The organism is Micromonospora palomenae, from assembly GCF_007829925.1.
Classification (GTDB): domain Bacteria; phylum Actinomycetota; class Actinomycetes; order Mycobacteriales; family Micromonosporaceae; genus Micromonospora; species Micromonospora purpureochromogenes.
Genome location: NZ_VIXA01000001.1, coordinates 1,916,618 through 1,930,046 on the forward strand (window position 1 = coordinate 1,916,618; position 13,429 = coordinate 1,930,046).

The 13,429-nt window shown below is 68.3% G+C and carries 11 protein-coding genes, 1 tRNA gene and 3 pseudogenes; 10 read left to right on the forward strand and 5 right to left on the reverse strand.

The genetic code is table 11. The features are described from left to right. Positions 1-38 precede the first annotated feature (38 nt). The gene (locus FHX75_RS08630) at positions 39-881 is read left to right on the forward strand and encodes an aldo/keto reductase (RefSeq protein ID WP_154937892.1); all 843 of its coding nucleotides are present in this window, start codon (positions 39-41) and stop codon (positions 879-881) included. A gap of 14 nt (positions 882-895) precedes the next feature. On the opposite strand, the gene FHX75_RS08635 is transcribed toward FHX75_RS08630, so the two are convergent. After that, the gene (locus FHX75_RS08635) at positions 896-1,081 is read right to left on the reverse strand and encodes a hypothetical protein (protein ID WP_154937894.1); all 186 of its coding nucleotides are present in this window, start codon (positions 1,079-1,081) and stop codon (positions 896-898) included. A gap of 194 nt (positions 1,082-1,275) precedes the next feature. On the opposite strand from FHX75_RS08635, the gene FHX75_RS08640 reads away from it, so the two are divergent. Beyond that, positions 1,276-2,433 carry a glutathione-independent formaldehyde dehydrogenase gene (locus FHX75_RS08640; RefSeq protein ID WP_154937896.1) on the forward strand — a complete coding sequence of 386 codons (1,158 nt, stop codon included), beginning with the start codon at positions 1,276-1,278 and terminating at the stop codon, positions 2,431-2,433. 122 nt (positions 2,434-2,555) lie between these two features. Here FHX75_RS08640 and FHX75_RS32210 read toward each other — a convergent pair. Then, positions 2,556-2,785: pseudogene (locus tag FHX75_RS32210) on the reverse strand (IS701 family transposase); the annotation flags it as partial. Between the two features lie 273 nt (positions 2,786-3,058). Continuing rightward, positions 3,059-4,048: pseudogene (locus FHX75_RS08650) on the reverse strand (IS481 family transposase); the annotation flags it as partial. 483 nt (positions 4,049-4,531) lie between these two features. On the opposite strand from FHX75_RS08650, the gene FHX75_RS08655 reads away from it, so the two are divergent. The 8 genes and pseudogenes from FHX75_RS08655 to FHX75_RS31535 all read left to right on the forward strand — a co-directional run. Further along, positions 4,532-4,885 carry a hypothetical protein gene (locus tag FHX75_RS08655; RefSeq protein ID WP_154937898.1) on the forward strand — a complete coding sequence of 118 codons (354 nt, stop codon included), beginning with the start codon at positions 4,532-4,534 and terminating at the stop codon, positions 4,883-4,885. Next, the gene (locus FHX75_RS08660; protein WP_154937900.1) at positions 4,882-6,057 is read left to right on the forward strand and encodes a zinc-dependent alcohol dehydrogenase; all 1,176 of its coding nucleotides are present in this window, start codon (positions 4,882-4,884) and stop codon (positions 6,055-6,057) included. The genes FHX75_RS08655 and FHX75_RS08660 overlap by 4 nt, the downstream gene beginning before the upstream one ends. 704 nt (positions 6,058-6,761) lie before the next feature. Next, positions 6,762-7,862 carry an L-dopachrome tautomerase-related protein gene (locus FHX75_RS08665; protein WP_154937902.1) on the forward strand — a complete coding sequence of 367 codons (1,101 nt, stop codon included), beginning with the start codon at positions 6,762-6,764 and terminating at the stop codon, positions 7,860-7,862. A gap of 225 nt (positions 7,863-8,087) precedes the next feature. Next, positions 8,088-8,243, forward strand: a complete 156-nt coding sequence (locus tag FHX75_RS30660) for a hypothetical protein (protein WP_170285318.1) — start codon at positions 8,088-8,090, stop codon at positions 8,241-8,243. A 223-nt stretch (positions 8,244-8,466) separates the two neighbouring features. Further along, positions 8,467-9,030, forward strand: coding sequence for a DinB family protein (locus FHX75_RS08675; RefSeq protein WP_154937906.1), 564 nt, complete (start codon positions 8,467-8,469; stop codon positions 9,028-9,030). An 882-nt stretch (positions 9,031-9,912) separates the two neighbouring features. Continuing rightward, positions 9,913-10,671, forward strand: a complete 759-nt coding sequence (locus FHX75_RS08680) for a hypothetical protein (RefSeq protein WP_154937908.1) — start codon at positions 9,913-9,915, stop codon at positions 10,669-10,671. Between the two features lie 157 nt (positions 10,672-10,828). Next, positions 10,829-11,281 (forward strand): hypothetical protein, encoded by a 453-nt coding sequence (locus tag FHX75_RS08685; RefSeq protein ID WP_154937910.1) that lies wholly within the window; start codon positions 10,829-10,831, stop codon positions 11,279-11,281. Between the two features lie 184 nt (positions 11,282-11,465). Beyond that, positions 11,466-11,597: pseudogene (locus tag FHX75_RS31535) on the forward strand (site-specific integrase); the annotation flags it as partial. A 251-nt stretch (positions 11,598-11,848) separates the two neighbouring features. Here the strand turns inward: FHX75_RS31535 and FHX75_RS08690 are convergent. After that, complete coding sequence (locus FHX75_RS08690) at positions 11,849-12,535, reverse strand: TMEM175 family protein (RefSeq protein WP_154937912.1); 687 nt, start codon at positions 12,533-12,535, stop codon at positions 11,849-11,851. A 687-nt stretch (positions 12,536-13,222) separates the two neighbouring features. Then, positions 13,223-13,296 (reverse strand) — tRNA-Pro (locus FHX75_RS08695). Positions 13,297-13,429: the final 133 nt, after the last annotated feature.

Sequence of the window (13,429 nt, forward strand, 5' to 3'; positions counted from 1 at the left end):
GGCAACCCATTGGTACCCAGGCTTTCGGAAAGGTCGACATGACCCTCGCTGCCGACGCGATCGAGCTGCCGTCCGGCCAGACGATGCCCGTGCTCGGCCAGGGAACCTGGTACCTGGGCGAGCGCCCCGCGAGGCGGCGGGACGAGATAGCCGCCCTACGCATCGGGCTCGACCTGGGTATGACCATGATCGACACTGCGGAGATGTACGGTGACGGCGCTTCCGAGGAACTCGTCGGCGAGGCGATCATCGGACGACGCGCCGACGTCTTTCTGGTCGACAAGGTGCTGCCGTCCAACGCCAGCCGACGGGGAACCGTGCAGGCCTGCCGCCGCAGCCTGCAACGACTCGGCGTCGACCACATCGACCTCTACCTGCTGCACTGGCGCGGCGCACATCCACTCGCGGAGACGATCGGGGCGTTCGCAGAACTCGTCGACGCCGGTGACATCGGGCAGTGGGGCGTGAGCAACTTCGATCTTTCCGACATGACGGAGCTGCTCGAGGCGGGCGGGAACTCCTGCGCGACCAACCAGATCCTGTACAACCTCACCCGCCGCGGTCCCGAGTACGACCTGCTGCCGTGGCTACGCGAGCACCGGATCCCGGTGATGGCGTACTCGCCGATCGAGCAGGGCCGCCTGCTCGGCCATCCGCAGGTCGCGGAGGTCGCCGCCCGGCACGGGGCCACGCCCGCTCAGGTCGCGTTGGCCTGGCTGCTGCGGCAGGAGATGGTTGCGGCCATCCCCCGATCGTCCAAGCCCGAACACACCCGGGAGAACGCGGAAGCGCGCGACCTGCATCTGACTGAGGAGGACGTGGCGGCACTCGACACGGCGTTCCCGCCGCCGGCCGGCCCGCAACCGCTGGAGATGTTGTAGCGCCACCGACCGTTTCATCGGACGGCGCTGGTCGAGGTCGGCACCATCCGCTCGGCGATCCGGCGGTGAAGGGCGGTGAGCGCCGGGCTGACGGTGGCGGTCAGTGGCGTCGGGTCGGCCAGCATGCGGGCCGCCTCCGGGAGCCAGGCAGCATCGGCGTCGATCCGGTGGCGCTCGCGTACCTGGCCGGGGCGCGTCATGCGTGTCGACAAGGAACACCGCGTTGGTGGGAAGGTCGGCGGCAAAGGCACCGGAGCGTTCAGCGATGACCGGCTCCTCCCAACCCAGCCAATAGCGCGAATCATGAGGTGGGGGGCGAAGTGGATTGCAAGAATTCGAATTCCAGCGGCCTTGGAGCCGCAGCAGGGGGGAAATCTTCACGCGGGGGTACTGAATGAAGGCAGTTGTGTACGACGGGCCACGGACGGTCAGCGTCAAGGAGGTGCCGGACGCCAGGATCGAGCGACCGACGGACGCCTTGGTACGCATCACGACGACGAACATCTGCGGGTCCGACCTGCACATGTACGACGGGCGCACGGATCTGCAGCCGGGCACGGTGCTCGGGCACGAGAACATGGGTGAGGTCATCGAGGTCGGCGACGGGGTCGACGTGGTCAAGGTGGGCGACATGGTCTGCCTGCCGTTCAACGTCTCCTGCGGCGTCTGCGCCAACTGCAACCAGGGCCTGACCGCGTACTGTCTGGTGGCCAACCCGGCGCCCGGCATGGCCGGTGCCGCCTACGGCTACGCCGACATGGGTCCGTACGCGGGCGGTCAGGCCGAGCTGCTGCGGGTGCCGTGGGCCGACTTCAACTGCCTGGTCCTGCCGCCGGACGCCCGGGACATGAGCAGGCAGAAGGACTACGTGATGCTCTCGGACATCTTCCCCACCGGCTGGCACGCGACCGAGCTCGCCTGCGTGCAACCGGGCGACAGCGTGGCAGTTTATGGTGCCGGACCGGTCGGGTTGCTGGCCGCGTACTCCGCGATCATCAAGGGTGCCAACAAGGTGATGGTGGTCGACCGGCATCCGGACCGGCTGCGCCTGGCGGAACAGATCGGCGCCATTCCCATCGACGATTCCAAGGCATCACCGGTGGACCAGATCCTGGAGCAGACCGGCGGGATGGGCGCAGACCGCGGCTGCGAGGCCGTCGGTCACCAGGCGCACGACCCGAGTGGCCAGGAGAAGTCGGCGCTGACGTTGAACAACCTCGTGCACTCCGTGCGGTTCGGCGGCACGATCGGCGTGGTCGGCGTGTACTTCCCCAAGGACCCAGGATCCCCAGACCCGCTGCAGAAACAGGGCAAGGCGCCGTTCGACTACGGCATGTTCTGGTTCAAGGGACAGAGCATGGGCACCGGTCAGTGCAACGTGAAGAACTACAACCGGCAGCTGATGAACCTCATCGCGAACCACAAGGCCGAGCCCTCTTTCCTGGTGTCGCACGAGCTGAAGCTGGACCAGGCACCGGAGGGGTATCGGAACTTCGATGCCCGCAACGACGGCTGGACCAAGGTGCTGCTGCACCCGGACGGCGGACGCTGACCACGGCTTGGCCCCATGACGCGCGGAGGCGGCACCCGGTGTGGGTGCCGCCTCCGTCGGGGAGGAAGGCAGGCGCTGCACGAGCCGCAGGCGGGTCCAGTACCGGCCATGGCCGTCCCGGTCTCCCACACCGCCGTACGCAGAAGCCGCTGCATGGCCTGCCGATCGTCGTGACCCGCCCGTTCCCCCAGGGACCAGCAGGTCTTGCGTTCCACGCCCGACAGCAGCCCTTCCACGAACTCCGCGGCGGTCCGGCGCCGCTCCGCCCGGACGAACCGGCACGCGACACGCGTCACCGCCTCGTCCAGAATGACCGCCACCGGGCGGGGTCCACCCTGTGGCCCACCGCCACCACACGATCTTCGGTCGTCCTCATAAACCATCGATGATCAGCGCGGTGGCCGTCCTCATGCTTCCGGATGGCCGCTGCGGACGTGGGCCGGCTGCGGGTCCTGCTCACCGCGTTCGAGGCCGCCGCCACCCCGCCGGTCGACGGGCCGGGGGCGCCGGCCGCCGTCGCGGGCGAGGTGGCCGCGGAGGCCACGGAGGTCGTCCAGACCGGCGACATCTCGGGTACGGCCCGCCGAGCCGCCCTGCCGATGGTGCCCGCGCCGAGGGTCGCCCAGGTGTTCTGCCCAGAGAGGTTGGGAACGCGGCTGGCGGGTGGTTGGCCGCCGAGTGCGGTGTGAGCGCGGTGGTGATTGTAGGCGTGCAGCCAGCCGGGTAGGGCTCTGCGGCGTGCCGCCTCGGAGAGGTAGGGACGGGCGTAGGCCCATTCCTCGGTCAGGGTTCGGTGGAAGCGTTCGACTTTCCCATTCGTCTGTGGCCGGTAGGGACGAGTCTTCTTCACGCTGATCCCGGCGCTGCTCAGGGTTTCGCGCCAGAGCCGGGATCGGTAGCAGCTGCCGTTGTCGGTGATGACGCGTCGCACGGTGATGCCGTTGGCGGTGAACCAGGCGTGTGCCCGCTGCCAGAAGGCGGTGGCGGTCTCGCGCGTCTCGTCGGTGAGGATCTCGGTGTAGGCCAGGCGGGAGTGGTCGTCCAAGGCGGTATGCAGGAACGCGTAGCCGAGCCTGGCGCCGCCCCACCGGTCTGTGTCGTGTCCGGGTGTGGCCGTGCGGTTGAGTTTGCCCCGCCGTCGGCCCTGGGTTCGCCAGCCGCCGCCGTCAGGGATGTTGCCGAGCTTCTTGATGTCGACGTGGATCAGATCGCCGGCGGCGGCGTGTTCGTAGCGGCGGACCGGTTGTGCGGTGGCGCGGTCGAGGTGGGCCAGGCGGGCGACCCCGGCGCGACGCAGAACCGCGTGGCAGGTCGAGGTGGGCAGGCCGAGCCGACCACCGATGCGCGCCGGACCCCACCGCCGGGTGGCACGCAGATGCAGCACCTTGCGTTCCAACGGTGCCGCTGTACGTGCGGGTGAGCGGTACGGCCGACTGGACCGATCCGCCATGCCCGCAAGCCCCTCGACGCGGTAGCGGTCGGCCCAGCGTTTCGCTGTCGTCGCGCTGACCTGGAACCGGTCCGCGGCCCGCCGCAACGGCCAACCGTCCTCGACCACGCACCGGGCCAGACGCAGCCTGCCGGTCTCTGACAACGGGGCATTACGGTGAACCACGAGGACCTCCACGGACTCGGGTGCGGCTGTCTGGTAGCTCCACACCTATCCGGGAGGTCCTCACCCGTTCAAGACCCGCTCACGTCACCAACGTCCGTGGACAGAACAACTAGGGCCATTCACGACGGCGGCTACGAGGAGCCCCACGGTCGGTGGATCGCGTTGTTCGTGGCTCGGCTGCTCGTCGAGCGGTGACGTCCTTCGCCCGCGCGGTGTCGCGCCCGCACCACTGCCCCTTGCCGGGTGCGGGAATCGCGAGCGTGACATTGCACCGATATGACAGGGTTTGTGCGTTACGGAGCCGTCGGTCAGGCAGATGCGTCGACGGGTGGGGTCGACTCGGGGGCGTACATGAGGGCATTGGTCAAGGTAGGGATCATCGTGGTCGGGGGGTTGGCCCTCCGCAGGTTGCTGCTTCCGTCGGGCCGTCAAGGGCCCTGGCAGCGGGCCCCGTTGATGCGGCGCGAGCCGCGGTGGCACGTGGTGACCGTGAACCCGGCCCGCGACGAGCTGACCCCGGACTCGCCACTTCCGGAGCCACTGGCCGGTCTCGGTGACGCCGTGGACGTGCAGATCCGCCGCGCCCCGGCTGACCGCGGCATCGAGCTGGCGGTACGGCTGCGTGACGGCGCTCGGTTGCCGGTGACCGCGGGAGCCAGGCGACTCGCGGGTCGCGATCCCAACCAGGCGATCCGCGCCGCACTGCGCGAGGCGAAGCAGTTGCTGGAGACCGGCGAGGTGCTGCACCCCGACTCTCCACCCACCACCCAGACGACGGCGGTCAACAAAGCGCTGCAGATGGCGACGCGGCAGGGGCGCCGGGAGGGGCGGCTGTGAAGGCACTGTTGTGGCAAGGCGTCAACGAACTGTCGGTGGACGAGGTTCCGGACCCGACGATGCGCAACGAGCAGGACGCCATCATCCGGGTGCGCAAGACGGCGACGTGCGGCTCCGACCTGCACCTGCTGGGTGGGTACATCCCGTTCATGGAGCGGGGCGACGTCCTCGGGCACGAGTTCCTGGGCGAGGTGGTCGAGGTCGGCCCGCAGGTGCGTAAGCACAAGGTGGGCGACCGGGTGGTGGTCTGCTCGTTCGTCTCCTGCGGCCGCTGCTGGTACTGCCAGCAGCAGCAGTACTCCTTGTGCGACAACGGCAACACCAACCCCGCGATCACCGAGAACGTCTGGGGCTTCGCACCCGGCGGCTGCTACGGCTACTCCCACGCGCTCGGCGGCTTCGCGGGCAGCCACGCCGAGTACATCCGCGTTCCGTACGCCGACCAGGGAGCCTTCACCGTCCCGGACGGGGTGAGCGACGAGCGTGCTCTCTTCGCCTCCGATGCCGCCCCGACCGGCTGGATGGGCGCGGACCTCGGTGGGGTCAAGGCCGGTGACGTGGTCGCGGTGTGGGGCGCGGGCGGGGTGGGCCAGATGGCCGCACGCGCGGCCGTCCTGCTCGGCGCAGAGCGGGTGATCATCATCGACCGTTTCGCCAATCGGCTGCAGATGGCGGAGAAGTACCTGGGCGTGGAGACGCTCAACTACCAGACTCAGGACGTCGGCGGTGAACTGCTGGAACGCAGCGGCGGGCGCGGGCCTGACGTGTGCATCGAGGCGGTGGGGATGGAATCCCACAGCACCGGACCGCAATACCTGTACGACCAGGTCAAACAGCAGCTGCGCCTGGAATCGGACCGCCCGATCGCCGCCCGGGAGGCCCTCTACCACTGCCGCAAGGGCGGCAGCGTGTTCCTGCTCGGCGTCTACGCCAACCTTGTCGACAAGTTCCCGCTCGGGGCACTGATGAACAAGGGCCTCACCCTGCGCGGCGCCCAACAGCACGGACACCGCTACATCCCGATGTTGCTCGAACGGATGGCACGCGGCGAACTGATCACCGAACACCTCGCGACACACACCATGCCACTCGACGAGGCGCCACAGGGATACAACATGTTCAAGAACAAGCTCGACGGCTGCGTACGCGCCGTCTTCGAGCCCGCCCGATGATCGGTGCGCGGGGTCGTGTCGCCGGTCGGCTCGACACGAACGGGGCGATGAGGACCCGGTAGGGGCTGTGGTTCGTCGGCAGCGCCACGACCCTGACGGCGAACCACCGCGTACCTGGCACATCTATTGGCCGAGCACGTTCGGTGGGTCGGCTACTCATCCAGCCGGTGGTGTTCAGGGTCCTGGACGTCTCGCTGCCCCCGCACCCAGCTCGCCACGGCGACGGTCGCCCGGCTCGGTCAGCGCACCGAAACCGCCGTGGGCGGCCAGTAGGGCCCCGTCGGGCGCCCGCTCTCCGGGTCGCGGGCGGGTCAGCGTGTGGTCTTGCGGGCAGTCCGCCGGTTGCCCAAGGACTCCATGGTGGTGGCTTTCTTCACCGCGCCCGGGTGGCCTTCGTCGTACGGGCCCGTGCGGGCGCGGCCTTCTTGGCCGGTGCCTTCTTCGCCGGCGCTCTCGGTGCCGCCGACGGGACAGGCCCTGTCCGGCCGGGTCGGGCCGCCCGGCGTGCGACGGTGCCTCAGCGCCTTCCGTCGAAGCGGCAGATGTTGGTCGTCCGCAGCGGCGGGCACCAGCTGGCGTTGTCACGGTCCGGTGACGATCACGGTGACTTCGTGAGGCACACGCCGGGCCGGCAGCGCCTACCCAGGCGTTTGCCGCTCAGGGCTTCGGGAAGAAGCCGTCGCACCGACAGTCAGGAGTAGCGGATGAACGGGCCCCTAGCCGACGAACCCGTCGGCGACCTCGAACTCGTGCACACCTTCACCGGGCCCATGCCCACCGGGGTGAGCGTCTCGCACACCGGCCGGGTCTTCGTGAACTTCCCCAAGTGGGGCGACGAGGTGCCCGCCACGGTGGTCGAGTTACGCGACGGCCGCGAGGTGCCCTTCCCGGACCAGGCCTGGAACCAGCCCGCCCGGGACGACGACGCCGGCGCTTTCGTCTCGGTGCAGAGCATCGTGGTGGACCCGGCCGACCGGCTCTGGGTGCTCGACACCGGCAGCCCGATGTTCCGGCCCACGAAGCCGGGCGGGCCGAAACTGGTCCGCGTCGACCTGGACAGCAACTCCGTCGCCCAGGTCATCACCTTTCCGACCGACGTCGCGCTGCCCTCGACGTACCTCAACGACGTGCGATTCGACCTGCGCCGGGGGGACGCCGGGATCGCCTACATCACCGACTCCTCGGACTCCGGGCCGAACGGGATCGTCGTGGTCGACCTGGCCAGCGGCGCGTCCTGGCGGCGGCTGCACGACCACCCCTCCACCAAGGCGGAGCCGCTGTCCACCTACCGGCCGATCGTCGAGGGACGGCCGTTCCTGGAACGCCCGACCGACGGACCGCCGAAGCCGCTGTCGATGGGGTCGGACGGGATCGCCATCTCGGCCGACGGCTCCCGGCTGCACTACTGTCCCCTCGCCTCCCGCCGCTGGTACAGCGTCGCCACCGACGCGCTCGCCGACCGCGCCCTTACCGAGGACCTGGTCGCCGCCACCGTGGCGGACGAGGGTGACAAGGGCGGCGGCTCCGACGGCCTGGAGACCGACGACGCCGGCCGGTTCTACCTCACCTCGTACGAGAACAACGCCGTGCTGCGCCGCCGGCCGGACGGAGAGTACGAGACCGTCGTGCACGATCCCCGTCTGCTCTGGCCGGACACCATGTCCGTCGCCACGGACGGGCACCTCTACGTCACCGCCAACCAGCTGCACCGGCAGCCGAAGTACCAGCGGGGACAAGACCTGCGGCGCAAGCCGTACGCCCTGTTCCGCACCCGCATCGACGCCGGACCAGTCCTGCTGCGCTGAACCGCCGGGAGTGACCGGGATCGAGGCGGCGACGGTGTCCTTCAAGGAGGGGGCGCAGGACGTCCGAGCTTCCCGGACTCGTCGGCCCGGACGGAAGCCAGCTGGCTACCGGCAGCCGAGGGCGAGAACATCATCAGACGGCTTGCTTTCCGCTACGCACAGCAGAGCAGTCGGACTGAGTGAGCACCGTCAGTTTGGAAGGTGCCGACTGTCAGCTTGGGAATCGTGTTGATCTACACGCTGGGTGACCACGAACGCCTCGGTCCGGCACGGGGCGTGCACACCCGGCTGCAGACCGCGCCGCCGTTGACCCATCTTGCCCCCTGCATCGTGCACGGACCGGGCACGCGGCAGACAATGGCCCGAGGCATGATTCTGTGATGCCTTCACCCGACGACTTCACTCTCTCGGTTTCCCGGCCGAGCTTCCGGGCGCTACTCATCACGTGCGCGTTGGGGACGAGGGAGATCGACGTGTATGGCGAAGTCATTCCCGATAGCCCCGACTACGACTGGTCCATCGTCTTGAGTCAGCCGCTGCACTGGACTCGGCCCGGCGTCCGCGAGGGTCGCAGCCAGGTCTCCGTTGTATGTAGTGTGCGGAAGTGACAAGAAGCCAGCGACTCGCGGACCAGCTGGACCGGCACTGGCACAAGAACCTGCGGCCGCGGCTGCACGGTCTTGCCGATGAGGAGTACTTCTGGGAGCCGGTGCGCGGCTGCTGGAGCATCCGCCCACGTGGCACGTCGGCCGCACCGATGTCGGCAGGTTCGGGGGAATGGACGATGGACTCCGCGTCCCCTGACCCGGTGCCGGCGCCGGTGACCACGATTGCCTGGCGGCTGGCGCACATCATCGTCTCCTGCCTGGGCTATCGGGTCGGATGGCACTTCGGCGGCCAGGACGTCGACTCCCAGACATTTGCCTACGCGGGGACCGCTGACGAGGCGCTAAAACAGCTCGATGAGATGTATGGGAGATGGAACGCGGGGGTCCGCGAGCTCTCGGACGCTGACCTGGAGAATCCGCCCACGGGGGGTCCCGAGCGGTTTCCCATGGAGGGCATCGTCCTGCACGTCAACAGGGAGCTGATCCATCACGGCGCCGAGATTTCCCTACTGCGCGACCTCTACCGCTGGCAGGACGGAGCCGTACCGCGCCGAATATGACTTTCCGGTAACCGGCGATCGAGCTTCGGAAACCTACGTGGCCTCCGTGACGCTCCGTGGCTGCGAGCTTCAGTGAAGCTGCGCTGTCGAGCAACCGTCCGATCCCGTCGCTGCCTCCGGCTGAATCACGCACGCGAGGGTGCGGCCGGCCCGGCCGATGCCGGCGGGAGGTCGCCAGCAGGCCGGGGCCGAGCCGGCCCGGCCCCGCACGTCAAGCGGTCCTTGACGCACGGTCGGACGCTGCCGGAACAGACGGAGTCGGCTCTCGTGTCACGGACCGCGCCCCCGACGGACACCGCCACAGTGGCGCAGTTGACCCAACCTCGCCCGGCACGGACCCGGCTCCCGGGGTCGGATCTGGCCACCGACGGGCACCCCTCCCCCTCCCAGGTGAGCAGTTGATCTGACCCTGAGCGGCTGCGGAGCCGGCTCCTGGACGACCGGCACGCCTCGCGCGGACACCGCCCCCATGCTTGGGGCTTGCCGCGCGGACCCGGCACGCGCTCTCCTGCGCCGCGCTGCTCGGGCGCGGCGCGGCCGGCTGCCGGCGGCGAACCTCCACCACACTCTGGACTACCCGTCTGCGGCGGCCCCGGGCTTCCCGCTTCCCGCGCCAGCCGCCGGGCGTGTTGCGTGGCCGGAGTCGGAGCGCCAGCGGAGCGACGGACGCGCGCCCAGGCGGCGGCGCGTGCGGCCCGTCAAGAGCCGCCTTGAAGACGTATAGAAAGTTTGAACGGGGATTCTGGGAGGGTGTTTGTCGTGTCCCGGCTGATGCTTTACACCTGCGTCCCACCAGATGCTTGACATGATCGACGTTTCGTTGTTCAGCGTCGACCGATCGGCTAACCGGTCCTGCAACCGCTGGCTCGTATGGTCACGGGCATGATCGGCAAGGTTTCGGATGCCATGGTGCAGCACCGGCACGTCGTCTTGATGCTTGGTCTACTGGTGGCGGGCGTGAACGTCGCGGCCGTCGGGTTCGTGCCTACCTTGGGTCAGCGCCTGTTCTTCCCGCTGCTCTTCCTTACCTTGGCGGTCCTGGTCCTGGCGCTCATCACTATGGGGATCCGTCCGGCCTACTTCGTGGTGCAGCCGCAGATTCCGGCCTTCGCCACACCCGCGCCAGCGTGGAAGGTGTTCATTGCCCTGGGCTTCCTCGCGCCTGCATCGGCCAGCATCGGCGCAGTGGTGCGTTCGACCAGGGCAGGCATTGTGTCGACGTTCGACTTGGTTGCCAATATCCCCTGGTTTGTGCTGATCGCGCTGTTGCTGGTTGAGGCGTGGCGGGGTTACGGGGTACAGCTTCATCCTTACGGGATACGGCAGCGTTGGGCTCTCGGCTCACTCACTGTGCCGTGGGAGGCCCTACCGGCCGCTCAGATCCCCCCAGGTGTCGACCGCCCCTCGCGGCTCCGGATGGCGATCGCGGAACCCCAGCTGGTGCGGCGACGCGGTATTCCGTGGAGTCGGAAGGCCCTGCGCACCGACAACATCGACGCCGGGTTTCTCGCCGCTGCAATCCGGCACTACGTCTGTCACCCGGAACACCGGGTCGCGATCGGCAGCCAGGCCGAGTGCCAACGACTTCTCGCCGAGTTGCCCGACCGGGGCGGCCGGAAGGACGCGGGCGACGATTCCTAGGCCAAACGTCAAGCATGTCCTGGGACGGATTCGTCAAGCATGTGGTGGGACTAGACACGCCCGCGGCCGGCTGTCCTGCGCCGGGTGATGGTTGACACCGCGGCCTCGGCTGACCCTTGACGCTCAGTCCGTCTCCGATCGTGTGACGATGACGCCCGTGTCGAGCAGCGAGGCAGACAGCACCCGGACCTTGCGACGGATCGGCTACTGGTGTGGGCCAGCCGAAGAGCACTGGCCCGACCCTGCGCTTTTCGTGGACCGCGAGGCCGATGTGGCGAGCCAGCGACGGGTAAGCGGCTACCTGCGTGGTGGCACGTGGTTCGTGGCTACAGCGGGCCATTCACCGTGTCGGCTGTGTGGCACCGCCAACGGAATCACGGAACTGACCGACGGCAAGTACTTCGTGTGGCCAGAAGGGCTCGCGCACTACATCGACGCGCACAACGTGCGACTCCCCGATGAGATCACCGAGCTGATGAATCAACCGCCGGCGCCCGTGGACGTGGAAGCGTTCGAGCGTGATGTCTTGGATACGGAACAGATTGTCATCGACACCGCCTGGTGGCTTTCGGTGCGTGGCTCACAATCCCGAACCCGATCGCAGCCCTAAGCGTCAAGCGTCCTGCGACGCCGTTCCGTCAACCATCACGCGAGACCAGGCACCGCCGGCTGCCGGCCTAAGACCCGCTCAGACCTTGGCGGGAACGGTGCCCTTATCGAGATACGCAAAGCCTTGCTTCCGCGCCTGCATGGTGGCTCTGAGCCGACGTGCGAGCCTCGGGATGGTCAGCCGCCTTGAACAGATCGCTGACCTCTGCGGCCACTCCGGCACGACTGTCACCGAGAGCGTCTACCGGCACCAACTCCGGCCGGTGCTCCTGAGCGGCGCAGTCGCCATGGACCGGATCTTCGACGCTGAGGCGTAGTCACTCAGTTAGTCACCCAGGTACGACAAAGGGGCCGTCTCGAACTTCCGAGATGGCCCCTCACCTGTGTCGGGACGGCCGGATTCGAACCGACGACCCCTTGACCTCCAGAGATCGGCAACGCGGTCTCGTTCGGCTCGCACCTGGTCGATGGTCTGATGGTGGTCACCGTGGTTCCTCTTGGTGTCGTCGGTTGCTGTACTTCGTTGCTGTACTGCTTGGCCCTGCCTGCTGGAAGCGCATAGGTCAACTCAGGCGGGCGGCGGCGGCCGGTGTGCGATCCGGCGGGCGAAGGGCGTCGCGTACAGGCCAGCACTGGTGATCGCGTAGAACACGGGCAGCACCACGAAGACCCCCATGCCGATGAGCGGTGCGATCAGATAGCCGGCAACTCCGGCCACGGCGTACAGGACGACACCGACCATTGCCCGCAGCCGCTCGGCGGGATAGAACCGCTCGTCAACCTCGTCCTTGACCAGGTCGGGGCGCCGGGCCAGGTATTGGAAGAACGCCAGCCAGCTCGCACACATCAACGCCCCGATCGCCGCGTAAAAGGCGATGGCCACACGCTGGTCCGGCAAAGTGAGCACCAGGAACGCGTGCGAGACGACCGCGGTCGGGAACGGCATCAGCGCCGTGGTGAACAGGATGAACAGGTTTGCATAGTGCAGGCCTCGATCGGTCTTGCGGATGCGGTGAAACGTCGCCTTGTGGTTGAGCCAGACGACGGCCACGTACGAGAACGACGCGAAATACGCCGCGTACCTCGGCCACTGGTCCAGCAGCGCGGGCAGCAGATGGCCGGGCCGGACCTCCGGGACCCGCAGTACGGGGTCTAGCACCAGCAGAGTCAGGATGATGGCCAGAACTGCGTCGCTGAAAGCGACGGTGCGGCTGAGGTCCGCCCGAGTGCCGGGGTCCTCGGATGGCCTGGTCACCGCCCGGAGTTACCCCCGGACACCTGCGCTAACCGCCGGCTTCCGAATCGGTTCAACAGTGCAGATCATCAGACATCAGCTCATACCATTCAACCACCGTGAAACCCACCAGATGCCGGTCATGTTGCCGTGGGGCACCCCTGACGGTGAGCCCCGGACCGTGACGGTTTACCTGACTACCGCCCAGGGCGACCCGGTCAGCCGTCCCGAAGGAGTCATCCCGGCCGCCTGGGCTCTGCCATGCCGGCACGGCGCCGGGGTGTCAAGCACGCCCCACCGCTTGACACCCCGGCGCCGTGCCGGCATCCCATTGGGCAGGCGGGTGGGATGGCTCCGCCCCGCAACCACCACGCTCCCCGAGGATCGGTCGGGTTGTGGATCATCCTGGTTGTCTGCCCGTCCGGCGAGGACACACGCTCTTGCGGCCAAACTCGGAAGCCCCGGTCTACCTGAAATGTCAGGCGGCCCGGGGCTTCGTCGTATGTCGCGCCGCCGGCGGGCTGCAACCGACGCCCTGGCGGCTGAAGGCCAGAGGCGCGGCGGCGGGCCATCGGCCCGGCCCAGGTTCGGCGGCGCGAGCGGCCCGCGACGCGGGCCGCGCTTGACCAATGAGCCGTTGCTGTACTTTGCTGCTGTACAAGATCAGAAAAGGCCACCTGGAAGATTCCAGATGGCCTCTGACCTGCGTCGGGACGGCCGGATTCGAACCGACGACCCCTTGACCCCCAGTCAAGTGCGCTACCAAGCTGCGCCACGTCCCGATGCCCCCGCGTGGTCTCCCCCGCGGCAGCCGGTACAGCTTAGCGCAGGATCTTCGCACCACGCGCACAGGCCCCTCCCGCGTCGCGGCGTCCCACGCCACTCCCCCTAGAGCGTCCTAGGAAAGAGAGCGCC

Bases quoted from the DNA above. Each gene is read 5' to 3' on its own strand.
- FHX75_RS08630 (WP_154937892.1), top strand. From the start codon at position 39: ATGACCCTCGCTGCCGACGCGATCGAGCTGCCGTCCGGCCAGACGATG.
- FHX75_RS08635 (WP_154937894.1), bottom strand. From the start codon at position 1,081: ATGACGCGCCCCGGCCAGGTACGCGAGCGCCACCGGATCGACGCCGAT.
- FHX75_RS08640 (WP_154937896.1), top strand. From the start codon at position 1,276: ATGAAGGCAGTTGTGTACGACGGGCCACGGACGGTCAGCGTCAAGGAG.
- FHX75_RS08665 (WP_154937902.1), top strand. From the start codon at position 6,762: ATGAACGGGCCCCTAGCCGACGAACCCGTCGGCGACCTCGAACTCGTG.
- FHX75_RS08680 (WP_154937908.1), top strand. From the start codon at position 9,913: ATGATCGGCAAGGTTTCGGATGCCATGGTGCAGCACCGGCACGTCGTC.